This is a genomic window from Caldimonas mangrovi, assembly GCF_023721835.1.
In the GTDB taxonomy this organism is placed as follows: domain Bacteria; phylum Pseudomonadota; class Gammaproteobacteria; order Burkholderiales; family Burkholderiaceae_C; genus Caldimonas; species Caldimonas mangrovi.
On the sequence record NZ_JAMKFE010000014.1, the window covers coordinates 77,815 to 99,026 of the forward strand.

General features: G+C 70.2%; 21 protein-coding genes. 18 read left to right on the plus strand and 3 right to left on the minus strand.

From position 1 onward, the window contains the following. Positions 1 to 58 precede the first annotated feature (58 nt). The 6 genes from M8A51_RS20005 (at position 59) to M8A51_RS20030 (ending at position 4,259) form a co-directional block, all read left to right on the plus strand. Positions 59 to 691, plus strand: coding sequence for a hypothetical protein (locus tag M8A51_RS20005; protein WP_251780299.1), 633 nt, complete (start codon positions 59 to 61; stop codon positions 689 to 691). Between the two features lie 95 nt (positions 692 to 786). Continuing rightward, positions 787 to 1,539, plus strand: coding sequence for an AzlC family ABC transporter permease (locus M8A51_RS20010; RefSeq protein WP_251780300.1), 753 nt, complete (start codon positions 787 to 789; stop codon positions 1,537 to 1,539). Next, the gene (locus tag M8A51_RS20015) at positions 1,521 to 1,820 is read left to right on the plus strand and encodes an AzlD family protein (RefSeq protein WP_251780301.1); all 300 of its coding nucleotides are present in this window, start codon (positions 1,521 to 1,523) and stop codon (positions 1,818 to 1,820) included. The genes M8A51_RS20010 and M8A51_RS20015 overlap by 19 nt, the downstream gene beginning before the upstream one ends. Next, positions 1,817 to 2,644: an AraC family transcriptional regulator gene (locus tag M8A51_RS20020; protein ID WP_251780302.1), complete on the plus strand. Its 828-nt coding sequence runs from the start codon at positions 1,817 to 1,819 to the stop codon at positions 2,642 to 2,644. Before M8A51_RS20015 ends, M8A51_RS20020 begins: the two co-directional genes overlap by 4 nt. A gap of 156 nt (positions 2,645 to 2,800) precedes the next feature. Beyond that, positions 2,801 to 3,511 (plus strand): glutathione binding-like protein, encoded by a 711-nt coding sequence (locus M8A51_RS20025; RefSeq protein WP_251780303.1) that lies wholly within the window; start codon positions 2,801 to 2,803, stop codon positions 3,509 to 3,511. A 103-nt stretch (positions 3,512 to 3,614) separates the two neighbouring features. Continuing rightward, on the plus strand, positions 3,615 to 4,259 hold the full coding sequence (locus tag M8A51_RS20030) for a PAS domain-containing protein (protein ID WP_251780304.1): 645 nt from the start codon (positions 3,615 to 3,617) through the stop codon (positions 4,257 to 4,259). Positions 4,260 to 4,270: 11 nt separating this feature from the next. Here the strand turns inward: M8A51_RS20030 and M8A51_RS20035 are convergent, their stop codons facing one another. Continuing rightward, positions 4,271 to 5,806 (minus strand): sigma-54-dependent transcriptional regulator, encoded by a 1,536-nt coding sequence (locus tag M8A51_RS20035; RefSeq protein ID WP_251780305.1) that lies wholly within the window; start codon positions 5,804 to 5,806, stop codon positions 4,271 to 4,273. A gap of 245 nt (positions 5,807 to 6,051) precedes the next feature. Here M8A51_RS20035 and M8A51_RS20040 point away from each other — a divergent pair, with 245 nt between their 5' ends. The 3 genes from M8A51_RS20040 to alr all read left to right on the plus strand — a co-directional run bounded on the left by M8A51_RS20040 (position 6,052) and on the right by alr (position 9,945). Next, a complete protein-coding gene (locus M8A51_RS20040) occupies positions 6,052 to 7,305 on the plus strand; it encodes a D-amino acid dehydrogenase (protein WP_251780306.1) in 1,254 nt (417 codons plus the stop codon). Positions 7,306 to 7,372: 67 nt separating this feature from the next. Then, positions 7,373 to 8,836 (plus strand): alanine/glycine:cation symporter family protein, encoded by a 1,464-nt coding sequence (locus M8A51_RS20045; RefSeq protein ID WP_251780307.1) that lies wholly within the window; start codon positions 7,373 to 7,375, stop codon positions 8,834 to 8,836. Further along, positions 8,833 to 9,945 (plus strand): alanine racemase, encoded by a 1,113-nt coding sequence (gene alr, locus M8A51_RS20050; RefSeq protein WP_251780308.1) that lies wholly within the window; start codon positions 8,833 to 8,835, stop codon positions 9,943 to 9,945. The genes M8A51_RS20045 and alr overlap by 4 nt, the downstream gene beginning before the upstream one ends. A gap of 98 nt (positions 9,946 to 10,043) precedes the next feature. On the opposite strand, the gene M8A51_RS20055 is transcribed toward alr, so the two are convergent. Then, positions 10,044 to 10,928 carry a LysR family transcriptional regulator gene (locus tag M8A51_RS20055; protein ID WP_251780309.1) on the minus strand — a complete coding sequence of 295 codons (885 nt, stop codon included), beginning with the start codon at positions 10,926 to 10,928 and terminating at the stop codon, positions 10,044 to 10,046. Between the two features lie 146 nt (positions 10,929 to 11,074). Here M8A51_RS20055 and M8A51_RS20060 point away from each other — a divergent pair, with 146 nt between their 5' ends. From M8A51_RS20060 to M8A51_RS20100, 9 genes are all read left to right on the plus strand, one after another. Next, positions 11,075 to 11,737 carry a substrate-binding domain-containing protein gene (locus tag M8A51_RS20060; protein ID WP_368408575.1) on the plus strand — a complete coding sequence of 221 codons (663 nt, stop codon included), beginning with the start codon at positions 11,075 to 11,077 and terminating at the stop codon, positions 11,735 to 11,737. A 51-nt stretch (positions 11,738 to 11,788) separates the two neighbouring features. Next, complete coding sequence (locus M8A51_RS20065; RefSeq protein ID WP_251780311.1) at positions 11,789 to 12,817, plus strand: amidohydrolase family protein; 1,029 nt, start codon at positions 11,789 to 11,791, stop codon at positions 12,815 to 12,817. Positions 12,818 to 12,853: 36 nt separating this feature from the next. Next, complete coding sequence (gene ligK, locus M8A51_RS20070; protein ID WP_251780312.1) at positions 12,854 to 13,537, plus strand: 4-carboxy-4-hydroxy-2-oxoadipate aldolase/oxaloacetate decarboxylase; 684 nt, start codon at positions 12,854 to 12,856, stop codon at positions 13,535 to 13,537. Positions 13,538 to 13,547: 10 nt separating this feature from the next. Then, positions 13,548 to 14,495 (plus strand): NAD(P)-dependent oxidoreductase, encoded by a 948-nt coding sequence (locus M8A51_RS20075; RefSeq protein ID WP_251780313.1) that lies wholly within the window; start codon positions 13,548 to 13,550, stop codon positions 14,493 to 14,495. After that, complete coding sequence (locus M8A51_RS20080) at positions 14,492 to 15,448, plus strand: amidohydrolase family protein (RefSeq protein WP_251780314.1); 957 nt, start codon at positions 14,492 to 14,494, stop codon at positions 15,446 to 15,448. Before M8A51_RS20075 ends, M8A51_RS20080 begins: the two co-directional genes overlap by 4 nt. A gap of 127 nt (positions 15,449 to 15,575) precedes the next feature. After that, positions 15,576 to 16,559 carry a Bug family tripartite tricarboxylate transporter substrate binding protein gene (locus M8A51_RS20085; protein WP_251780315.1) on the plus strand — a complete coding sequence of 328 codons (984 nt, stop codon included), beginning with the start codon at positions 15,576 to 15,578 and terminating at the stop codon, positions 16,557 to 16,559. 34 nt (positions 16,560 to 16,593) lie between these two features. Then, on the plus strand, positions 16,594 to 17,580 hold the full coding sequence (locus tag M8A51_RS20090; RefSeq protein ID WP_251780316.1) for a Bug family tripartite tricarboxylate transporter substrate binding protein: 987 nt from the start codon (positions 16,594 to 16,596) through the stop codon (positions 17,578 to 17,580). A gap of 108 nt (positions 17,581 to 17,688) precedes the next feature. Further along, positions 17,689 to 18,759, plus strand: a complete 1,071-nt coding sequence (locus M8A51_RS20095; RefSeq protein WP_251780317.1) for a porin — start codon at positions 17,689 to 17,691, stop codon at positions 18,757 to 18,759. Between the two features lie 17 nt (positions 18,760 to 18,776). Continuing rightward, positions 18,777 to 19,778, plus strand: a complete 1,002-nt coding sequence (locus M8A51_RS20100) for a Bug family tripartite tricarboxylate transporter substrate binding protein (RefSeq protein WP_251780318.1) — start codon at positions 18,777 to 18,779, stop codon at positions 19,776 to 19,778. A gap of 12 nt (positions 19,779 to 19,790) precedes the next feature. Here the strand turns inward: M8A51_RS20100 and M8A51_RS20105 are convergent, their stop codons facing one another. Next, on the minus strand, positions 19,791 to 21,197 hold the full coding sequence (locus tag M8A51_RS20105) for an aminotransferase-like domain-containing protein (RefSeq protein ID WP_251780319.1): 1,407 nt from the start codon (positions 21,195 to 21,197) through the stop codon (positions 19,791 to 19,793). Between the last annotated feature and the right edge of the window lie 15 nt (positions 21,198 to 21,212).

Consider the following 21,212-nt stretch of genomic DNA (forward strand, 5'->3'; position numbering starts at 1 on the left):
TTCGTGCGACATGGCCCGGCTATCCTTGCGCCTTCCAAAAAACAGGAGAGGACCCTTCATGCGCTACCTGCTTGCGCTGGCAGCCGCCGCTGCATCGCTCGTCACCGGATGCTCGGACCCCAAGGCCGCGAGCGAGAAGAACTTCGAAGCCGCGATCCAGAGCTATCTCGACACGGCCTACCCCAAGTGCTACTTCAACCGCCAGTTCCCGACGACGAACGAGTTCGACATCGGCGGTAGCACTGCGGTCCTCCAGGCCATGGCCCGGGCGGGCCTGCTGGTCGAGAAGGAAGCGTCGCGCAAAGAAGTCCCCCAGTGGGGCGGCGGCAAGAAGGTGGTCGTCAAGAGTTCGTTCGACCTGACCGACGAAGGCCGCAAGTTCTACAAGCCCGACGCCGTGAAGACGCTGCGTGGAGAGGACATCGGCGGTTTCTGCTTCGGCCGCGCCACCGTCACGGCCATCACGCAGTTCTCGGAGCCGGCGGACATGTTCGGCCACCGCATCTCGCGCGTCAGCTACACCTACACGGTGAGCGGCCTGCCGGACTGGGCAAAGGCGCCTGAAATGACGTCGGTGCTGAAGGCGTTGCAGGCCGATGCCGCTTCGGCTGCCGAACCCGTGAAGGCGCTGGACGCGCTGGTGCTGACCAACACCGGGTGGGTGCACGAGAAGCTGTTCAAGAAGCCCTGAGCCGCCGCCGGGGCTGCCTGAGGTCCTGGTCCGGCAGCCGCCTGCGCCGCACGAATTTACAAGCCATCGCGCACGCGTCGCGGAATCATCCGCGCATGCGTCAGCTGTCCGCCTTTCGACCGCCTCTGGTGCCGCCCGGCTTCGGCCTCGGCATGCAACGCAGCGCACCGCTGGCGCTGGGTGTGGCCGCCTATGGGCTGGTGTGGGGGGCGCTGGCGGGCCAGGCAGGGCTGGCGCCGTTGGAAACCGGCCTGATGAGCGCCGCGGTGTTCGCGGGCGCGGCGCAGTTCGTTGCGCTCGGGTTCTGGCAAGGCGGCGGCGCTCATGCACTGCCGCTGTGGCCCATCGTCGTCACGACCCTGATCGTCAACCTGCGCTTCGTGCTGATGAGCGCCTCGCTGTACCCGATGTTCGAACGCGAAGCCGCACGGCGGCGCTGGTTGACGGCGTTCTGGATCAGCGACGAGAACTGGGCGCTGACCTCGGCCGAGCTGGCGCAGGGCCGAGGCAGCGTCGGCTTTCTGCTGGGCGGCGGTTTGCTCGTCTACGGCGCGTGGCTGCTGTCCTCGGTGGCCGGGCGTCTGGCCGGCACATGGCTGGGCGACCCGGCGCGCTTCGGGCTCGATTTCGCGTTCACGGCCAGCTTTCTGGCGCTGCTGCTCGGCTTGTGGCGCGGCCGCCCGACGCTGCTGCCATGGGCGGTGGCGGCCATCACCGCGGTGCTGGCGCATGCGTGGCTGCCGGGCAAGTGGTACATCGTCGTGGGCGGCCTGTGTGGCAGCATTGCGGGAGCCTGGGCGCCTGTGCGTCGGGTCGAAAAGACACCTCCATGCGCACCGACACCCTGATCGCCGTCCTCGCGATGGCCGCCGTCACCTGGGGCTGCCGCGCCGGCGGCCTGCTGCTCGCCGGCCGGCTGCCGCAGCAGGGCCGCGTGGCGCAGGCGCTGCAGCACATGCCCGGCTGCGTGATGGCGTCGCTGGTGGCGCCGGCCGTGCTGAGCGGCGGCCCGCCAGAGTGGGTGGCCGCGGCGGCAACGGCCGCGACCATGCTGGCCAGCCGCAGCCTGCCGCTGGCGATGGCCGCCGGCATCGCGGTGGTGGCGCTGGGGCGATGGGGCGCCCTGTGAACACGGAAGCCAGCCGCTACTGGCGTGTCGAGGGCCTGGCCGGCGTCAGCTGCTTCAGCGCGCGCTTCGAGCGCCACAGCTACAGCCGCCACACGCACGACGAATACGCGGTGGGCACGATCGAATCGGGCGTGCAGACGTTTCATTGCCGCGGCGGCCAACGGCTGTCGCTGCCCGGCTCGGTGATCCTGGTGAACCCGGACGACTTGCACGACGGCCGCTCGGCCGACGGCGCTTATCGTTATCGCATGATCTATCTCGACCCTGCGGTGGTGTCCGAAGCCCTGCGTGACGCTGGCGAGTCGCACGACAGCTTGCCGCTGTTCCGTACCCCGGTGGTGCGCGACGAGGAACTGGCCGCCTGGCTGTGCGCCTTCAACCGCCGCACCGAAACGCCGGAGGGGCCGGACACGCTGGAGCTCGAAAGCCGGTTGCTGCATGGGCTGCGCGCGCTGCTGTCCAGGCACGCGGCCGGCACGCTGCGCCGCTCGCCGCACGACGGCAACGGCTGCACCGCGGTGCGCTATGCACGGCAGGTGCTGGACGAGCAATTCGCGGCCGACCTCTCGCTGGGCCAGCTGGCCGCCCACTGCGGCATGAGCCGCTTCGCGCTGCTGCGGCTGTTCACGCGCGAGGTCGGCATGCCGCCGCATGCCTACATGACCCGCGCCCGGCTGCGTGAAGCGCGCCGCCTGCTGCTGGCCGGCGAGGCGCCGGCCTCGGTGGCCGCGGCCGTGGGCTATGTCGACCAGAGCCACCTGACCAAGCGCTTCCGGGCCGCCTTCGGCATCACGCCGGGGCAGTTCACCGCAGGCCGGCCCTGATCCTGCAGCCGCCCCGGCTGCCAGAGTGGCCAGGACCCTGCAGCCCGCCGCGCACTTCGCCCCACCGGCGGCAAGGCCACCGGCCGCCCCGGCGCGCGCGGCAAGGGCCTGCCGCAACAATGCCCAGCCACTGCCTCTTCCCCGAGAAAGCCTGCCATGACCGACCTGTCCCGCTTTGCCATCACCCAGAAGTGGCCCGCGCAGCACCCCGACAGGCTGCAGCTGTATTCGCTGCCGACGCCCAACGGCGTGAAGGTGTCGATCATGCTGGAAGAGACCGGCCTGCCGTACGAGCCGCATCTGGTGCGCTTCGATGCGAACGAGCAGATGTCGGCCGAGTTCCTGTCGCTGAACCCGAACAACAAGATCCCGGCCATCCTGGACCCGAACGGCCCCGGGGGCGAGCCGCTGCCGCTGTTCGAGTCGGGCGCGATCCTGCTGTACCTGGCCGACAAGACCGGTCAGCTGATGCCGGCCGACCCGGCGCGCCGCTATGAATCGATCCAGTGGCTGATGTTCCAGATGGGTGGCATCGGGCCGATGTTCGGGCAGGTGGGCTTCTTCCACAAGTTCGCCGGCCGCGACTACGAGGACAAGCGCCCACGCGACCGCTACATCGCCGAGGCGAAGCGGCTGCTGGGTGTGCTGGAGCAGCGGCTCAACGGGCGTCAGTGGTTGATGGGCGACGACTACACCATTGCCGACATCGCGACCTGGCCGTGGGTCAACAACCTGGTCGGCTTCTACGAGGCGGGCGAGCTGGTCGGGATCGACGGTTTCCCCAACGTGCGCCGCGTGCTGGCCGCCTTCGTGGCCCGGCCGGCGGTCGCACGCGGCTTGCGCATCCCGCAACGGCCGGCCGCCTGACCGCTCATCGTCGTCGCGGCGGGTGCGCCCCCGATGTGCGCCGGCGGCGGCACTGGTATTGTCGGCACACACGGTCAACGGGCAGTACACGATGCGGGCCGACTTGCAGCTACTCGAACGGCGCTGGGGCTTGGCGGTCCAGAGCGCGGCCTTCGGCGTCTGGGACCTGGACATACGCAACGAAACGGTCCACTACCCGCCGCAATGGAAGGCGATGCTCGGCTATGGCGACTCGGACGCGTCGGACGCCACTGCCACCTGGCGCGCCCGGGTGCATCCCGACGACCTGGCGGCGATGCTGGACGCCTTGCACGGGCACATCGACGGCCGCACACCTGTCTACGAGACCGAGTTCCGGCTGCGCGCCGCTGATGGCAGCTACCGCTGGGTGCTGTCGCGCGGACGGGTCGTCGAACGCGACGCGCACGGGGGCGCCACCCGCGCGGTCGGCACGCTGACCGACCTCACCGACCGCCGCGAAGCCGAACGCCTGAAGCTGGAGCGCGACCGCGCCGAAGCCGCCGTCCAGGCCAAGCTGGCCTTCCTGTCGCAGGTGAGCCGCGAGCTGCGCACGCCGCTCAATGTCGTGCTGGGCTTCGCCCAACTGCTGGCCGAGCGACTCGAGGACAGCGATCTCGACGCCAAGCGCATGTACGTCGAGCAGATCGAAACGGCCGGCTGGCACCTGGTTCGCTTGGTCGACAACATGCTGGAACTGTCGCGCCTGGAGGGCCACGGCTCGCGATAGAGGGCTCCCGCTCAGCCGGCGATGTCGTACTTCCTCAGCCGCGCCGCAATCGCCGAATGCGAAGTGCCCAGCCGCTCGGCCAGCTTGCGCGTCGACGGGTACTGCGGCCACAGCCGCTGCAGCAGCGCACGTTCGAAGCGCGCCACCGCGTCGTCCAGGCTGACGATGCTGTCGTCGCCCAAGGCCATCGCCGGCGCCGTGGCCGCATCGGCCAGCTCCAGGTCGTCCACATCGATCACCGAACGGTCGCTCATCGTCACGGCGCGGAAGATCACGTTCTGGAGCTGGCGCACGTTGCCGCGCCAAGGGTTGGCCTGCAGCGCCTGGGCGGCAGCGCGGCTCAGGCGGGCGCGCGGGCGGCCGGCCTGGGTGCAGGCGCGCTCGATGAAGACCTGCGCCAGCGGCAGCACGTCTTCGGGCCGTTCGCGCAGCGGCGGCACGGCCAGCTGCAGCACGTCGAGCCGGAACAGGAGGTCCTGGCGGAAGCTGCCGGCCGCGACCATGTCTTCGAGCGAGCGATGCGTCGCGCTGATGATGCGCACGTCGGCCTTCAATTCGCGCTCGCCCCCGACACGGCGGAAGCTGCCGTCGTTCAGGAAGCGCAGCAGCTTCGCCTGCAGGTAGGGCGACATCTCGCCGATCTCGTCGAGAAACAGCGTGCCGCCGTCGGCCAGCTCCAGCAAGCCCGGTCGCCCGCCGCGCAAGGCACCGGTGAAGGCGCCGGGCGCATAGCCGAACAGCTCGCTCTCGGCCAGGCTCTCGGGCAGCGCCGCGCAGTTCAGCGCGAAGAACGGCTGGCCGTGGCGGCGGCTGCCGGCATGACAGGCATGGGCGACCAGCTCCTTGCCGGTGCCCGTCTCGCCGCGGATCAGCAGCGGCGCGTCGACCTGCGCCACGCGCACTGCTCGCTGCTTCAGCTGCCGGATCGCGACCGAGGGGCCGAGGATGGCTTCGAAGCCGCCGGCGCTGTAGTTCTGCAAGGCGCTCAGCCGTTCGCCGATGCGCTGCGGCGCATGCAGCGTCAGCACGGCACCGGCGACGCTGCCCCCGGCCTCGTGCAGCGCCACCGTCTCCAGCAGGTAGGGCTGCCCGCCGACCTGCACCTCGCTGACGGGCAGCCGGTAGCCCTGCTCGACCAGCGCCGCGGCCAGCTGTGCGTCGCCGGTCAGCTCGTGCAGCGATCGGCCGGCAAGCTCGTCCTCGGACAGGCCGCTGGCCTGCGCCGCGGCCGGGTTGCCGACGACCACCGTGCCGTGGTCGTCGACCGCCAGCACCGGGTCGGCCAGCGACGCCAGCACCGCGTCGAGGTACAGGCGCCGGCGTGCGCCGGGCAGCATCGCGACTTCGGCGACGCGGCGCACGCCCTTCACGCGCGCGACCTCGGCGCGCAACTGCGCATAGCCGCTGCGCTGCAGGCCGGGGGCCTCCAGGTAGATGTGGGGCGGGTCGACCTCGACGGCGACCACATCGAGCGAACGGGCCGCCAGCACGGCCAGGATCTCCTGTGCAATGCCGACACGGTCGACGAAATGGATTTGCAGGCGCATGGTGTACCGAAAGCCTTACGCTGTCATGTTTTCGTGACAGCAGTCTAGCGGGCAGCAGGCCGTGACTTTGACGGGGTTTGCGAGCGATTTCACGCTGATTCTTCGGCGCCGTCTGGATTGAAATCGACACAGCGCGCGGCGGGCGTTGCACGCAAGTGCCTGATTCGCCTGGGGCGCGCCCGGCTGGCACCCGTCTTGCAACCGCCATCGCACCCGGCCGGTCCGGGCCTCACAGGAGCATCGACATGCAGGTTCTGGTTCTGGGCAGCGGCGTCATCGGCGTCTCGGTGGCCTACTACCTGGCGCGCGCAGGGCACCAGGTGACGGTGGTCGACCGCCAACGCGCGCCGGCCATGGAAACCAGCTACGCCAACGCGGGCGAGGTCTCGCCCGGCTATTCGGCGCCGTGGGCGGGCCCCGGCGTGCCGCTGAAGGCCATCAAGTGGCTGCTGATGCACCACAGCCCGCTGGTCATCAAGCCGGCGCTCGACCTGGCGATGTGGCGCTGGGGGCTGCAGATGCTGCGCAACTGCACCGAGGCGTGCTACCGCGTCAACAAGGCCCGCATGGTGCGTTTGGCCGAATACAGCCGCGATTGCCTGCGGGAGCTGCGCGACGAAACCGGCATCCGCTACGACGAACGCACGCAGGGCACGCTGCAGCTGTTTCGCACCCAGAAGCAGCTCGACGGCGTGGGCAAGGACGTCGAGATCCTGCAGCAGTACGGCGTGCCCTACCAGGTGCTCGATCGGGCCGGCTACCTGCTCTACGAGCCGGCGCTGGCCGAGGTGAAGGACAAGTTCGTGGGCGCCTTGCGTCTGCCCGGCGACGAGACCGGCGACTGCTTCCTGTACACGCAGCGGCTGGCCGAGATGGCCCAGGCACTGGGCGTGAAGTTCGAGTTCGGCGTCGACATCCGCCGCATCGAGGCCGCGGGCGGCGCGGTGAGCGCGGTGCACACCGACCGCGGGCCGCTGACGGCCGACCGCTACGTGCTGGCGCTCGGCAGCTACTCGCCGCTGCTGGCCAGGCCGCTCGGCCTCGAGCTGCCGGTCTACCCGGTCAAGGGCTACTCGATCACGCTGCCCATCACCGACGCGAAGCACGCACCGGAGTCGACCCTGATGGACGAGACGCACAAGGTGGCCGTGACGCGCCTGGGCGACCGCATCCGCGTCGGCGGAACGGCGCAGTTGTCCGGCTACAACCTCGACCTGGAACGCGGCCGCCGCGAGACGCTGGAGTTCGTCGTCACCGACCTGTTCCCGCGGGGCGGCGACGTGACGCGTGCCGAATTCTGGACCGGGCTGCGCCCGATGACGCCCGACGGCACGCCCATCGTCGGCCCCTGCCGGCTGCCCAACCTGCTGCTGGCCACCGGCCACGGCACGCTGGGCTGGACCATGGCCGCAGGCACCGGCCGCGTGATCGCCGACCTCGTCAGCGGCAAGACGCCGCAGATCGACATGGAAGGCCTGGGCGTCGACCGCTACGCCTAGTCACGCCCGTTTTCCGAGAACCACCGCAGACTGAACAACCACCAACACCGAGACAGGAGACCTCTGCATGTCACTCAATGAAATCGTCAGCGCCGTCAACGGCATCATCTGGAGCCCGGCGCTGGTCTATCTGTGCCTCGGTGTGGGCCTGTACTTCTCGCTGCGCACGCGCTTCATGCAGGTGCGCGGCTTCGGGCACATGTTCCGCCTGATGTTCAAGGGCAAGTCGTCGGCCGCCGGCGTGTCGTCGTTCCAGGCGCTGGCGATGTCGCTGTCGGGCCGCGTGGGCACCGGCAACATCGCCGGCGTCGCCACCGCGATCAGCTTCGGCGGCCCGGGCGCGGTGTTCTGGATGTGGATGGTGGCCTTCCTCGGCGCATCGACCGCCTACGTCGAGTCGACGCTGGCGCAGATCTACAAGGAAAAGGACGACCAGGGCCTGTACCGGGGCGGGCCGGCCTACTACATCGAGAAGTGCATGGGCCAGAAGTGGTACGCGTGGATCTTCGCGGTGGCCACCATCATTGCCACCGGGCTGCTGCTGCCCGGCGTGCAGGCCAACAGCATCGCCTCGGGCCTGGCCAACGCCTGGGGCGTCAACACGGCGGTGAGCGCCGCGGTGATCGTGATCCTGCTCGGCTTCATCATCTTCGGCGGCGTCAAGCGCATCGCGCTGTTCGCCGAGGTGGTCGTGCCCTTCATGGCACTGGCCTACGTGCTGGTGGCGCTGGTGATCGTGCTGCTCAACATCGCCCAGGTGCCAGGCATGATCGCGCTGATCTTCAAGAGCGCCTTCGGGCTCGAGGCCGGCTTCGGTGCGGTGCTCGGCATGGCGGTGCAGTGGGGCGTCAAGCGCGGCGTGTACTCGAACGAAGCGGGCCAGGGCACGGGGCCGCACCCCGCTGCTGCGGCCGAAGTGGAGCACCCGGCGCAGCAGGGCTATGTGCAGGCCTTCTCGGTCTATGTCGACACGCTGCTGGTCTGCTCGGCCACCGCCTTCATGCTGCTGTCGACCGGCATGTACAACGTGCAGGCTCCCGACGGCGCCATGCTGTTCAACGGCCTGCCCGGCGTGGAGGCCGGCGCCGGCTACACGCAGGCTGCGGTCGAGTCGGTGCTGCCGGGCTTCGGCGCCACCTTCGTCGCGCTGGCGCTGTTCTTCTTCGCGTTCACAACCATCGTTGCCTACTACTACATGGCCGAGACCAACATCGCCTACATCAACCGCAAGGTACACCGCCCGTGGCTCAGCTTCGTGCTGAAGCTGGGCATCATGGCCGCCGTGACCTACGGCGCCGTGCGCAGCGCCTCCGTGGCCTGGGACCTGGGCGACGTCGGTGTGGGCCTGATGGCGTGGCTGAACATCATCGCGATCCTGATCATCCAGAAGCCCGCGCTGCTGGCCCTGAAGGACTACGAGCAGCAGAAGAAGGCCCGCGTGACGCCGACCTTCGACCCCGAGAAGCTGGGCATCCGCAACGCGCAGTTCTGGGTCGACCGGCGCAAGGAAGCAGCGCGCAAGACGCAATGAGTTCGGCCCGCGCCCACACCAATGCCGGCGCGTGGCTGGAGATCCGGCTCGACGCCGTGTGCGCCAACTGGCGGCTGCTGCGCCAGCAGGCGGAAGGAGCCGTCTGCGGCGCGGTCGTCAAGGCCGACGCCTACGGCCTCGGTGCGGCACGGGTGGCACCGGCGCTGTACCGTGCCGGCTGCCGCCACTTTTTCGTCGCGCATCTCGATGAAGGCATCGCGCTACGCCCGCTGCTGGACACCGACGCCATCCTTTACGTGATGCACGGCCCGCCCCCGGGGTCCGAGCCGGAGTTCGTCGCGCACGGGCTGGTGCCGGTGCTCAACAGCCTGCCGCAGCTGGACGCCTGGCAGCGCCTGGCGCACGCGCTGGGGCGCGAACTGCCCGCCGTGCTGCAGGTGGACACCGGCATGGCGCGCATGGGGCTGCCGGCCGACGAACTCGAGGCCGTGGCGAACGACGAAGGCCGGCTGCGCGGCCTGGCGCTGCAAGTCGTGATGAGCCACCTGGTCAGCGCCGAAGACCCGGCCGCGCCCATCAACGCCCGGCAGCTCGAACGCTTTCGCAGTGCGCTGGCGCGGCTGCCGCGCGCACGTGCCAGCCTGGCGAACTCGTCCGGCATCTTTCTCGGGCCCGAATACCGCTTCGACCTGGTGCGACCGGGTGCCGCGCTCTACGGCGTGGCACCGGTGGCCGGCGCCGCCAACCCGATGCGGCCGGTGGTGCGGCTGCGCAGCAAGGTGATCCAGCTGCGCCGCATCGAGACCGGCACCGGCGTCGGCTACGGCCACGCCTGGGTCGCGTCGCGGCCCTCGCGCATCGCCACGCTGGCCACCGGCTATGCCGACGGCTGGTTGCGCAGCTTCGGCAACCGCGGCGAGGTCGAGTTCGAGGGCCGTCGCCTGCCCGTCGTCGGGCGGGTGTCGATGGACGCGATCACCGTCGACGCCACCGACGTGCCCGAAGGGCAGCTGGCCGAAGGCGCGCTGGTCGACCTGCTCGGCGACAGCATCGGCGTCGACGATGCGGCACGCGCCGCGGGCACCATCGGCTACGAGATCCTCACCAGCCTGGGCGGCCGCTACGCCCGCAGCTATCTGGGCGCCTGAGCGCCGTCGACGCGGCTCTGCTCCCCGCCGGGCAGGCCCCCGTCTGCCGCGGCTGCGCCGGACGGCCCCTCACCTGACGGACGCCAGCCGCTGCCAACTCAACCCGCCTGAACCAGGGCGGTCAGCATCGCAGCCGTGCGCTGCATCAATGGCGTCGATTTCTTGTGCGCCGGCAGCACCAGGCACAAGGTGCTGGTGATCTCGGCACCGGCAAAGGGCGTGATCGCAAGGCGCGGCTGCTGCTTGGCGGAGCGCACCGCGTCCTCGCCGAGCGCCGCGTGGCCGACACCGGCCTCGACCAGCTCGAGTATGGCGGGCACGCTGGACACCTCCCACTCGACGCGCAACTGCACGCCGGCCATCGCGGCCGCCGACTCCACCAGCGTGCGAAAGATCTGCCCACGCTGCGGCATGATCAGGGGCAGGTCGGCCAGCCGCTGCAGCGTCAGCGGCCCGGCGGGCGCCTGCCCGGCTGCGCTGATCAGCCGCAACGACTCGGTGCGCAGCGGCGTGATTTCCAGCGCCGGCAGCGGCTCGGGGTTGTAGATCAGCGCCAGGTCGATGCGGCCGGTCAGCAGCCATTCGGTCAGGTGCACCGAGAAGCCTTCGGCGATCGCCAGCCGGGCCTTCGGCAGGTCGCGCCGGAACGCGCTGACGAGCGGCAGCGTGTGCTGGCGCGCCAGCGTCGGCGGCATCGCGATGGCCACCTGGCCGATCGGCTCGTTGCGATGGGCCAGCAGGTCTGCCCGCGCCAGAGAGACGAGGTGCAGGATCTCCTGGCAATGCTCCAGCAGGCGCCTGCCGGCATCGGTGAGTTGCACGCCGCGGCCGTGGCGCAGCAGCAGCGCCTCGCGCAGTTCGGTCTCGAGCGCCCGCACTTGCCGGCTCAGGGCCGGCTGCGCCACGCCGAGCACCAGCGCGGCCTTGCTGAAACTGCCGTGCTCCGCGACATGCACGAAGGCTTCGAGCTGGTTGAGGTTCACGGCGGGATTTTCGCACCCGGACCGGCGAGCCATGCCGGCGCCGTATAGCAGCTATCCCGCCGTGCGGCTTGTTCGGCCCGGGGCCCCTGCTCAGAATCCGCCCACCGTCATCCTTCCCTTGCACCGTGGGCTCACCTCTGACCGGCATGTCGTCGATGGCCACTCGCCAGCTGCTGGCCGCGCTCGGCGCGGCGTTCGCAAGCGCCACCGGCCAGGCCGTGCACTTCGAGTCGGTGGGCGGTGTCGACGCGGCGCGGCGGGTGCGTGACGGCGAGGCGTTCGACATCGTCGTGCTCGCCTCGGACGCGCTCGACGGACTGGCCGCCGAAGGCCATGTGCTGCCCGGCAGCATTGCGCCGATGGCCCGGTCGCCGATGGCCGTCGCCGTGCGGGCCGGCGCCGGCCGCCCCGACATCGGCAGCGAGCAGGCGCTCAAGCAGGCCGTGCTCGCCGCCGGCCGCATCGGCTATTCGACCGGCCCGAGCGGTGCAGCGCTGCTGGGATTGCTCGAGCGCTGGGGCCTCGCCGCCGCACTGCAAGACCGCCTGCTGCAGGCGCGCCCCGGCATTCCCGTCGCGCAACTGATCGCCGCCGGCGAGGTGGAGCTGGGCTTTCAGCAGTTGAGCGAGTTGATGCACGTCGACCAGGTCGACGTGCTCGGCACGCTGCCCGCGGGCGCCGGCATCACCACGGTATTCAGCGCCGCGGTGTGCGCGCGCACCGAGCGCGCCGCCGAGGCGCGCGCGCTGCTGGACTTCATGCGCTCGCCCGAGACAGCCGGGCTCCGGCAGCGCTGCGGCATGAGGTGAGGGCCGCGCCCCGCTTTCTCACCGACGACCCCTCCATCGACGAACCCGTTCATGATCATCGACGTACACGGCCACTACACCACCGCCCCGGCGGCCCTGGGCGCCTGGCGCGAGCTGCAGATCGCCGCGCTCAAGGACCCCGCCCGCAAGCCCAGCCCGTCCGCGCTGCACATCAGCGACGACGAGCTGTGCGAGTCGATCGAGGCCAACCAGCTGAAGCTGATGAAGCAGCGCGGCAGCGACCTGACGATCTTCAGCCCGCGCGCCAGCTTCATGGCGCACCACATCGGCGACTTCGAGACTTCGGCCACCTGGGCGGCGATCTGCAACGAACTCTGCCACCGCGTCAGCCGGCTGTTTCCCGACCACTTCATCGGCGCCGCGATGCTGCCGCAGTCGCCGGGCGTCGACCCGAGGACCTGCATCCCCGAGCTGGAGAAGTGCGTCAGGGAGTATGGCTTCGTCGGCATCAACCTCAACCCGGACCCGTCCGGCGGCCACTGGACCAGCCCGCCGCTGACCGACCGCCACTGGTATCCGCTCTACGAGAAGATGGTCGAGCACGACATCCCGGCGATGGTCCATGTCAGCACCAGCTGCAACGCGTGCTTCCACACCACCGGGGCGCACTACCTCAACGCCGACACGACGGCTTTCATGCAGTGCCTCAGCGGCGAGCTGTTCAAGGACTTCCCGACGCTGAAGTTCCTGATCCCGCACGGCGGCGGCGCAGTGCCCTACCACTGGGGCCGCTTTCGTGGCCTTGCGCAGGAGATGAAGAAGCCGCTGCTCGAGGAGCATCTGCTCGACAACATCTACTTCGACACCTGCGTGTACCACCAGCCGGGTATCGACCTGCTTACCCGGGTGATCCCGGTGAAGAACGTGCTTTTTGCCAGCGAGATGATCGGCGCGGTGCGTGGCGTGGACCCGACCACGGGCCACCACTACGACGACACCCGCCGCTACGTCGAGGCCACGGCCAACCTCTCGGACGACGACCGCTACTGGGTCTACGAAGGCAATGCACGCCGCGTGTTCCCGCGGCTCGACGCCGCACTGAAGGCCCAGGGCCGTTGAGCCCGTCGCCCGAAGCACCCAAGGAGACTGTCCACCATGTACGAACTCGGGGTCGTCCACACCCAGATCCACCGTGCCGATCCGCACGCCGTGCAGCGGCTGGCATCGTTCGGGTCGGCCACCGTGCACGAGGCCATGGGCCGCGTCGGCCTGATGAAACCCTACCTGCGCCCGATCTATGCCGGCGCGCACGTCTCCGGCCCCGCGGTGACGGTGCTGCTGCAGCCGGGCGACAACTGGATGATGCATGTGGTGGCCGAGCAGATCCGGTCCGGTGACATCGTCGTGGCGGCAGTCACCGCCGATTGCAGCGACGGCTACTTCGGCGACCTGCTCGCCACGTCCTTCCAGGCGCGCGGCGCGAAGGCGCTGATCATCGACGCCGGCGTGCGCGACGTGAAGACGCTGACCGAGATGCGCTTTCCGGTGTGGAGCAAGGCCATCTCCGCCAAGGGGACCATCAAGGCCACGCTGGGCTCGGTGAACATTCCCGTGGTGTGCGCCGGCATGTGGGTCACCCCGGGCGATGTGATCGTGGCCGACGACGACGGGGTGGTATGCGTGCCGGCGGCGCGCGCCGCCGCTGCCGCCGAAGCGGCGGCGGCACGCGAAGCCAACGAAGGCGCCAAGCGGGCCAGGCTCGCGTCCGGGGTGCTGGGTCTGGACATGTACCGGATGCGCGAGCCGCTGGCCCAGGCCGGCCTGCGCTACATCGACTGAGGGCGAGGCCGTGATCGATCCGCGACAGTGGCAGGTGGGCCTGCTCGGCTATGGCGAAGTGGGGCGCATCCTCGCCGAGGACCTGCGAGCGCAGGGCGTGCGCGTCAGCTGCCACGACGTGAAGCTGGAGCACGCCGGCCATGCGGCCGGCCTGCACGGGCACGCGGCGCTGCACGGCGTGCAGCTGTGCGCGACGCCGGGCGGCCTGGCCGCGGCCAGCGATGTCCTCATCAGCGCCGTCACCGCGAGCCAGGCAGTGCCCGCCGCCGCGGCCTGTGCCGCGCAGATCCGGCCCGGCGCGTTCTACCTCGACCTCAACTCCGCATCGCCCGGCGCCAAGCAGCGCGCAGCGCACCTCGTCGACGCCGCCGGCGGCCGCTACGTCGAGGGCGCGGTGATGACCAGCGTGCCGCCCTACCGCAGCCGGGTGCCGCTGCTGCTCGGCGGCCTGCACGCGGCCGAGCTGCTCGAGCCGCTGAACGCGCTGGGCTTTGCCGCGCGCGTCGCCAGCGAGCGGCTCGGCGTCGCATCGGCCACCAAGATGTGCCGCAGCGTGATGATCAAGGGCCTGGAGGCAATGGTCATCGAAAGCTTCACGGCGGCCCGGCACCACGGCGTCGAGGACGCGGTGATCGCATCGCTGGCCGAGACCTTTCCGGGCATCGACTGGGAGCGTCAGGCCGCGTACTTCTTCCAGCGTGTGATCGAGCACGGCCGGCGCCGCAGCGAGGAGATGCTCGAGGCCGCGGAGACGGTGCGGGAAGCGGGCCTGGAAGCGTGGAGCGCGTCCGGCACCGCCGAGCGCCAGGCCTGGGTGGCCGCAGTCGCGGACGCCGGCCTGTTCGGCGCCCGGGACGCCCCCGGCCACGCGCGCAGCAGCGACTGGCGCGTGGAAGCAGACCGTTTGCTCGACCACCTGCGCCGCCTTCACGACACTCACGGGAGCCCGCACCGATGACCCCCACCCGTCCCGTCACGGGCGACTTCACCAAGACCCCCGGCTGGCTCGACTGGTACGACGGCCCGTCCGCGCCGCGCTTCCGGCTACCGGCAGGTGCCGTCGACGCCCATTGCCATGTGTTCGGCCCCGGCGAGTGCTACCCCTATGCGCCCGAGCGCAAGTACACGCCCTGCGACGCGTCGGCGCCGCAGCTGTTCGCGCTGCGCGACCACCTCGGTTTCGCGCGCAACGTGATCGTGCAGGCCACCTGCCATGGCGACGACAACCGGGCCATGGCCGACGCCTGCCGCGCGTCGGGCGGCAAGGCCCGCGGCGTGGCCACCGTGCGCCGCAGCATCACCGACGAAGAGCTGTGCGAACTCCACGAGGCCGGCGTGCGCGGCGTACGCTTCAACTTCGTCAAGCGTCTGGTCGACTTCACGCCCAGGGAAGAGCTGCTCGAAATCGCCGGTCGCATCGCCCGCCTTGGCTGGCACGTGGTGGTCTACTTCGAGGCGCCCGACCTGCCCGAGCTGTGGGACTTCTTCAGTGCGCTGCCGACGCCCGTGGTGGTCGACCACATGGGCCGCCCCGAGGTCTCCAAGCCGGTGGACGGACCGGAGTTCGGGCTGTTCCTGCAGTTCATGCGCGAGCACCCGAACGTCTGGAGCAAGGTGTCCTGCCCGGAGCGCCTGTCCATCAGCGGCCCGCACGCACGCAACGGCGAAACGCGGCCGTACCGCGACGTGGTGCCCTATGCGCGCCGCATCGTCGAGACCTTTCCCGACCGCGTGCTGTGGGGCACCGACTGGCCGCACCCCAACCTGAAGGACCACATGCCCGACGACGGCCTGCTGGTGGACTTCATCCCGCAGATCGCCGTGACCCCCGCGCTGCAGCACCGCCTGCTGGTGGCCAACCCGATGCGGCTGTACTGGCCCGAGCTGCCGGTCCCTGCGCCGCCGGCATGAGCCGCCCGCTTCCATTCCGCCCCGGCATAGCTGCTATCCCGAAACGAATCTAGGCGGGCCGGCCCGTAATTCCCAGAATCCACCCGACCCGCCCGAAGCGGCCGGGACCACCACGGAGACCACCCACATGAGCAAGATTTCGAGGCGGGCCGCTGCGGCCCTGCTGCTGGTGCTGGCCGCAGGCGTGCAGAACCGCGCCGTGGCCCAGGCTGCGGCCTACCCGTCCAGGCCGGTGCGCATCCTCGTCGGCTACAGCGCCGGCGGCGCGGTCGACATCATCGCCCGTGCGGTCGCGCAGCAGATGACCGCTCGCCTCGGGCAGCAGGTGATCGTCGAGAACAAGCCCGGCGGCGGCACCAACATCGCGCTGCGCGCGCTGATCGACAGCCCGGCCGACGGCTACACGCTGATGCTGGCCGCCAACGCCCTGGCCGCGAATGTGACGCTGTACCAGCCGGCTCCCTACCGGATCGAGCGTGACATCACGCCGATCGCGCAGGTGGGGCAGGTGCCGGTGGTGCTGGCGGCCAACGCCGACTCGAAGCTGCCCGACTTCGCCAGCCTGGTGACGCAGGCGAAAAAACAGCCCGACGCGATCGGCTTCGGCTCGCCGGGCAACGGGTCGACCCCGCATCTCGCCGTCGAGATGCTCGAGCGCGCGGCCGGTATCCAGCTGATGCACGTGCCGTACAAGGGCGGCGCGCAGGCCATGAATGACGTCGTTGCCGGCCACATTCCCACGGTGGCGGTCAACGCGCTGGAGGCACTGCCCCACGTGCGCAGCGGCAAGTTGCGCGTGCTGGCGGTGCTGAGCGCACAGCGCTCGCCGCTGTTCCCCGAGGTGCCGACCATCGCCGAGTCCGGCTTCGCGGGTTTCGAGGCGTCGGTGTGGTACGGGCTGATCGGCCCGGCCGGCCTGTCGGCCGACATCGTGAAGCTGCTGCATGCCGAGGTGCAGCGGGCGCTCGCCTCGAACGAGGTGCGCGAGCGCCTGTCCGGCGCGGGCGGGCAGGTGCGTCCCGGGCCGACCTCGGCCTTCGTCACGCTGCTCGACAAGGAGCAGCAGCGCTATGCGCGGCTGATCACCGACGCGCACATCAAGCCGGATTGACGCCCCGCCGTCCATGCACCACAGGAGACCCTCGATGATGAACATCAAGCCCCGACCCATGCACCGGCGTCGCCGCATGCTGCTGGCTGCACTGGCCCTGGCGACCTGCCCGATCGCCCATGCGCAGGCCGGCAAGACGCTGCGCGTGGTGGTGCCCTTCCCGCCCGGCGGCAGCACCGACATCCTGGCACGGGCCGTCGGCGCGCGGCTGGGCCAGCAGCTGGGCCAGACGCTGCTGGTCGACAACCGCCCCGGGGCCGGCGGCGCCCTGGGGGCCGGCGAAGTGGCGAAGGCCGAGCCGGACGGCAACACCTTGCTGATGGGTCACATCGGCACGCTGGCCGTCAACCCGGCGCTGTATCCCAAGCTGCCCTACGACGCGCAGAAGAGCTTCGTGCCGGTGGCCTGGGTGGCGCGCGTGCCCAATGTGCTGGTGGTCAACGCCCACTCGCCGATCAAGAGCCTGAAGCAGCTGATCGAGCACGCGCAGGCGCAGCCGGGCAAGCTGTCGTATTCGTCCGGTGGCAACGGCAGCGCGGCCCACATCACCTTCGAGTACCTCAAACTGAAGGCGCGGGCCGACCTGCTGCACGTGCCCTACCGCGGCACCGCTCCGTCGATCAACGACCTGCTCGGCGGCCAGGTCGACGCCACCTTCACCGGCGTGCCGACCGTGCTGCCGCACATCCGCTCCGGCAAGCTGCGCGCGCTGGCGGTGTCCAGCACGCAGCGCCTCGCGGCACTGCCCGACGTACCGACGGTGGCGGAAAGCGGGTATGCCGGCTTCGAGGCCGACCAGTGGTACGGCTTCGTCGCGCCCGCCGGCACGCCGGCGGCCAAGGTCAGGCAGCTCAACGCCGAGATCAACAAGGCCCTGCGCGACCCGGCCGTCGCACGGCAGCTCGCCGCCGAAGGCGCCGTGCCGACACCCGACACGCCGCAGGCCTTCGCCGAGCTGATCGCCAGGGAGCTACCACGCTGGGCCGACGTCGTACGCACCGCCAAGGTGACGGCCGACTGACGCTCTCGCGGCTTCACCGCCAGCCCGGACGCTTTCCCACTGCCTTGCCACGGCCGGTTGTCGGCCGCGGCCGGGCCTCGCTCTGCCTCATCACAACAAGGAGACTTCATGCGCCACCCGAAACCCCTCGCGGCCGTTGCACTCGGCTGCCTTGCCGCGGCCCTCTCGACCCAGGCCCCGGCACAGGACACCCCGGGCCTGCCCGGCGGCGTGACGATGTACGGATTGATCGACGCTGCCGTGCGGCATGCCGACAACGTGACCGCCGCCGGCGGATCGATGACCACAATGGGCGACGGCATCATCACCGGCACGCGACTCGGGTTCCGGGGACGCGAGCCGCTTTCGCGCGACCTGGCGGTGGTGTTCACGATGGAGTCGGGCTTCGACCCGAGCAGCGGCAATTCGCTGCAGGGCACCGCGACAGCCGACTATGGCCAGGTGCAGGCCAACCCGCGTTTCTGGGGCCGCGACCTGAACGTCGGCTTGCGCGGCAGCGCGTGGGGCCTGACGCTGGGCCGGCAGTACACGCTGGCGCACACGCTGGCCGCACGCTTCCAGCCGCTGGGCAACCCGAACAGCCTGGCGCATTCGCTCTTCAGCAGCCATCACATCGCGCGGCAGGACAACATGCTGCGTGTCGACACGAAGGTGGTCGGCATCGACCTCAGCGCCACCCACACCTTCGGCGAAGTGTCCGGCAGCAGCGCCAACGACGCCTGGGCCGTGGGTGCGGGATACTCCGGCGGCCCGGTGGCCCTGGGCGCCTACTTCCAGCAGATGAAGAACCTGGCCGGCACTGAAACACGCAAGGTGCTCGGCCTGGGCGGCAACTACCGCTTCAATGCCACGGTGCAGCTGTTCGCCGGTGTGATGCGGCGCACCGCGGAAGTGAGCCCGCAGACCAACAAGGCCTGGACCGTCGGCACCAACCTGCAGGTGGCTCCCAACGTCACGCTGAGCCTGGCGCACTACCAGGACCACCAGTCCGGCAGCGCGGTGCTGTCCGGCAAGCGGCAGGTGAGCTGGGTGCATGCCGACTACCAGCTGTCCAAGCGCAGCAGCCTGTATGCCGTGCTCGACCGCAACAAGGTCGGCGACGGCTACGCGCTGCCTTCCTTCATGGGCAGCAAGGGCACGCAAACCGGCCTGGCTGCCGGGCTGCGCCATCGGTTCTGACATTGCGGAGGCCTCGCATGCACGACACACACTGCGTTTTTCATCTGGGTGCCTGGACACGCCGCGTCGCCGCGGTCGCTCTGACGCTGGCAGCGGCCTGCAGCCAGGCACTGGCGCAGGGCAGCTACCCGGACCGCACCGTCACGCTGCTGGTGCCGTTCGGCGTCGGCGGCATTGCCGACGTCACCGCACGGGCCGTCACCGAGTCGATGAGCAAGACGCTCGGCCAGACGGTCATCGTCGACAACAAGCCGAGTGCCGGCAGCATCGTCGCCTCTCAGGCGGTCGCGAAGGCCAGGCCCGATGGCTACACCCTGCTGCTGATGAGCAACGGCAACGCGGTCAGCGTCAACCTGTTCAAGAAGCTGCCCTACGACACGGTCGAGGACTTCCAGCTCGTCTCGACGCTGGGCTTCTTCGACCTGGGGGTCTTCGCGTCCGCCAAGTCGAAGTACGGCAGCCTGAAGCAGGCGCTGGCCGCGGCCAGGGCCGAACCCGGGAAGCTGACGATCGGCACCATCGCGGTCGGCAGCACGCAGCACCTCGCTGCCAAGCTGTTCCAGACCCAGGCGGGCATCGACGTGCTGCTGGTGCCCTACAAGACCTCGCCGGCGCTGCAGACCGCGCTGATCGGCGGCGAAGTCGACCTTGCGATCGAGATCGTCGGCCCGATGCTGCCGCAGGTGCGCGGCGGCACGGTCAAGGCGCTGGCGGTCACCGGCGACGAGAGGAACCCGACGCTGCCGAACGTGCCCACCGTGCAGGAGTCGGGGCTGGCGCAGTACAGCGTCGCGTCGTGGAACGCCATCGCCGTGCCCAAGGGCACGCCGGCACCGGTGGTGGAACGGCTGAACCAGGCCATCCGCGAGGCACTCGCCTCACCGCCGGTGCAGGCCACGCTCGGCGCGGCCGGCATGCGCTACCGGGCCGGCACGCCGGAGCAGGCGCGTGAGCTGCTGGTCAACGACATCAAGCGCTGGGGCGAGGTGATCCGCCAGGGCAACATCAAGCTGGAATGAAGCCGCGGCCGGCTACCCGCCGCGCCGTTTCAGCGCGGCCCGCAGCGCCTTGGCGAAACGCGGGTCGCCCACCGCGCCGACGTTGAAGCGCGACCAGCGGCAGGTGGCCGACGCATCGACGCAGAAGATGCGCCCCGGCGCCAGCACGATGTTCTGCGGCAGCACCTCCTTGGCGAATTCCAGCGTGTCCGGCACGCCAGGCAGCGCGGCCCACAGGTACAGCGACTGCGGCGTGCGCGCGAAGATCTCGGCGCCCACCGCGTCGAACAGGCGTTGCGCCTGTTGCGTCGCCTCGCCGAGTCGGTCGCGCAGGCGCTTCAGGTGCCGCTGGTAGTGCCCTTCGCTGAGGATCACGTCGACCGTGCGCTCGCAGTACTCGGAGCTGCCCACGTGGATCAGCGCCTTCAGGTCGGCCAGGTCGCTGGCGAGGTCGGCGCTCGACGCGATGAAGCCCACCCGCAGCGCGGCCGAGAACGACTTCGAGAAGCTGCCGATGTAGATGGTGCGTTCCAGCTGGTCGAGCGCCGCGAGCCGCGGCGTCGAGGTCGGCACGAAGTCGGCCAGCGCGTCGTTCTCGACGATCAGCAGGTCGTGCTTCTGCGCCAGCTGCAGCACCTTGAACGCCTTGGCGGCCGACAGCGCCGAGCCGGTCGGGTTGTGCGCGATCGACTGCGTGAAGAACAGGCGGGGCTTGTGCGCGAGCAGGCACTGCTCCAGCGCCGCCAGGTCGGGACCGTCCGGTTGCCGCGGCACGCCCACGATGCGCGCGCCGGCCAGCTTGAGCTTGCCGAACAGCGGGTAGTAGCCCGGGTCGTCGACCAGCACCGTGCCGCCCGGCGGCACGAAGTAGCGCACCACCATGTCCATCGCTTCGTTGGCGCCGTGCGTCAGCACGATCTGGCGCGGCTCGGCGCCGATGCCGAAGTCGGCCAGCTTGCGCACCAGGCGCTCGCGCAGCGGGCGGTAGCCGAAGCGGCTGCCATAGCGAAACAGCGCGCCCAGCCCGGTGCGCACCACCTTGTGGTGGTAACGGTCCAGGCGCGCCTCCGACAGCCATTCCACCGGCGGAAAGCCGTCGCCCACCGCAAACGCGCCGGCTTCGGTCTTGAGCTGCTCGCGCATCATCCAGACGATGTCCATCGCGCGGCCCAGCGAGCCGGCTTCGTCTTCTTCCGGCGCCTTCCTCGCCGCCAGCTCGCGCACGAAATAGCCGGCGCCGCGCCTCGGTTCGACCAAGCCCTGCGCCACCAGCCATTCGAAGGACGCCACCACGGTGTTCTTCGCATAGCCGTGCAGCTGGGCCAGTTCGCGCAGCGAAGGCAGCTTGTCGCCGGGCTTGAAGGCCCCCTCGCGGATCTGCCGCTCGATGGACCGCGCGAGCGTGGAAGCGATCGAGGGGCGGGGGTGTTTCGCGCTCATGCGGGGCTTGGCGTC

What these genes read in the sequence shown, in the direction of transcription:
- M8A51_RS20005 (WP_251780299.1), top strand. Translation starts at nt 59, where the DNA reads ATGCGCTACCTGCTTGCGCTGGCAGCCGCCGCTGCATCGCTCGTCACC.
- M8A51_RS20010 (WP_251780300.1), top strand. Translation starts at nt 787, where the DNA reads ATGCGTCAGCTGTCCGCCTTTCGACCGCCTCTGGTGCCGCCCGGCTTC.
- M8A51_RS20015 (WP_251780301.1), top strand. Translation starts at nt 1,521, where the DNA reads ATGCGCACCGACACCCTGATCGCCGTCCTCGCGATGGCCGCCGTCACC.
- M8A51_RS20025 (WP_251780303.1), top strand. Translation starts at nt 2,801, where the DNA reads ATGACCGACCTGTCCCGCTTTGCCATCACCCAGAAGTGGCCCGCGCAG.
- M8A51_RS20035 (WP_251780305.1), bottom strand. Translation starts at nt 5,806, where the DNA reads ATGCGCCTGCAAATCCATTTCGTCGACCGTGTCGGCATTGCACAGGAG.
- M8A51_RS20040 (WP_251780306.1), top strand. Translation starts at nt 6,052, where the DNA reads ATGCAGGTTCTGGTTCTGGGCAGCGGCGTCATCGGCGTCTCGGTGGCC.
- M8A51_RS20045 (WP_251780307.1), top strand. Translation starts at nt 7,373, where the DNA reads ATGTCACTCAATGAAATCGTCAGCGCCGTCAACGGCATCATCTGGAGC.
- alr (WP_251780308.1), top strand. Translation starts at nt 8,833, where the DNA reads ATGAGTTCGGCCCGCGCCCACACCAATGCCGGCGCGTGGCTGGAGATC.
- M8A51_RS20060 (WP_368408575.1), top strand. Translation starts at nt 11,075, where the DNA reads ATGTCGTCGATGGCCACTCGCCAGCTGCTGGCCGCGCTCGGCGCGGCG.
- M8A51_RS20065 (WP_251780311.1), top strand. Translation starts at nt 11,789, where the DNA reads ATGATCATCGACGTACACGGCCACTACACCACCGCCCCGGCGGCCCTG.
- ligK (WP_251780312.1), top strand. Translation starts at nt 12,854, where the DNA reads ATGTACGAACTCGGGGTCGTCCACACCCAGATCCACCGTGCCGATCCG.
- M8A51_RS20080 (WP_251780314.1), top strand. Translation starts at nt 14,492, where the DNA reads ATGACCCCCACCCGTCCCGTCACGGGCGACTTCACCAAGACCCCCGGC.
- M8A51_RS20085 (WP_251780315.1), top strand. Translation starts at nt 15,576, where the DNA reads ATGAGCAAGATTTCGAGGCGGGCCGCTGCGGCCCTGCTGCTGGTGCTG.
- M8A51_RS20090 (WP_251780316.1), top strand. Translation starts at nt 16,594, where the DNA reads ATGATGAACATCAAGCCCCGACCCATGCACCGGCGTCGCCGCATGCTG.
- M8A51_RS20095 (WP_251780317.1), top strand. Translation starts at nt 17,689, where the DNA reads ATGCGCCACCCGAAACCCCTCGCGGCCGTTGCACTCGGCTGCCTTGCC.
- M8A51_RS20100 (WP_251780318.1), top strand. Translation starts at nt 18,777, where the DNA reads ATGCACGACACACACTGCGTTTTTCATCTGGGTGCCTGGACACGCCGC.
- M8A51_RS20105 (WP_251780319.1), bottom strand. Translation starts at nt 21,197, where the DNA reads ATGAGCGCGAAACACCCCCGCCCCTCGATCGCTTCCACGCTCGCGCGG.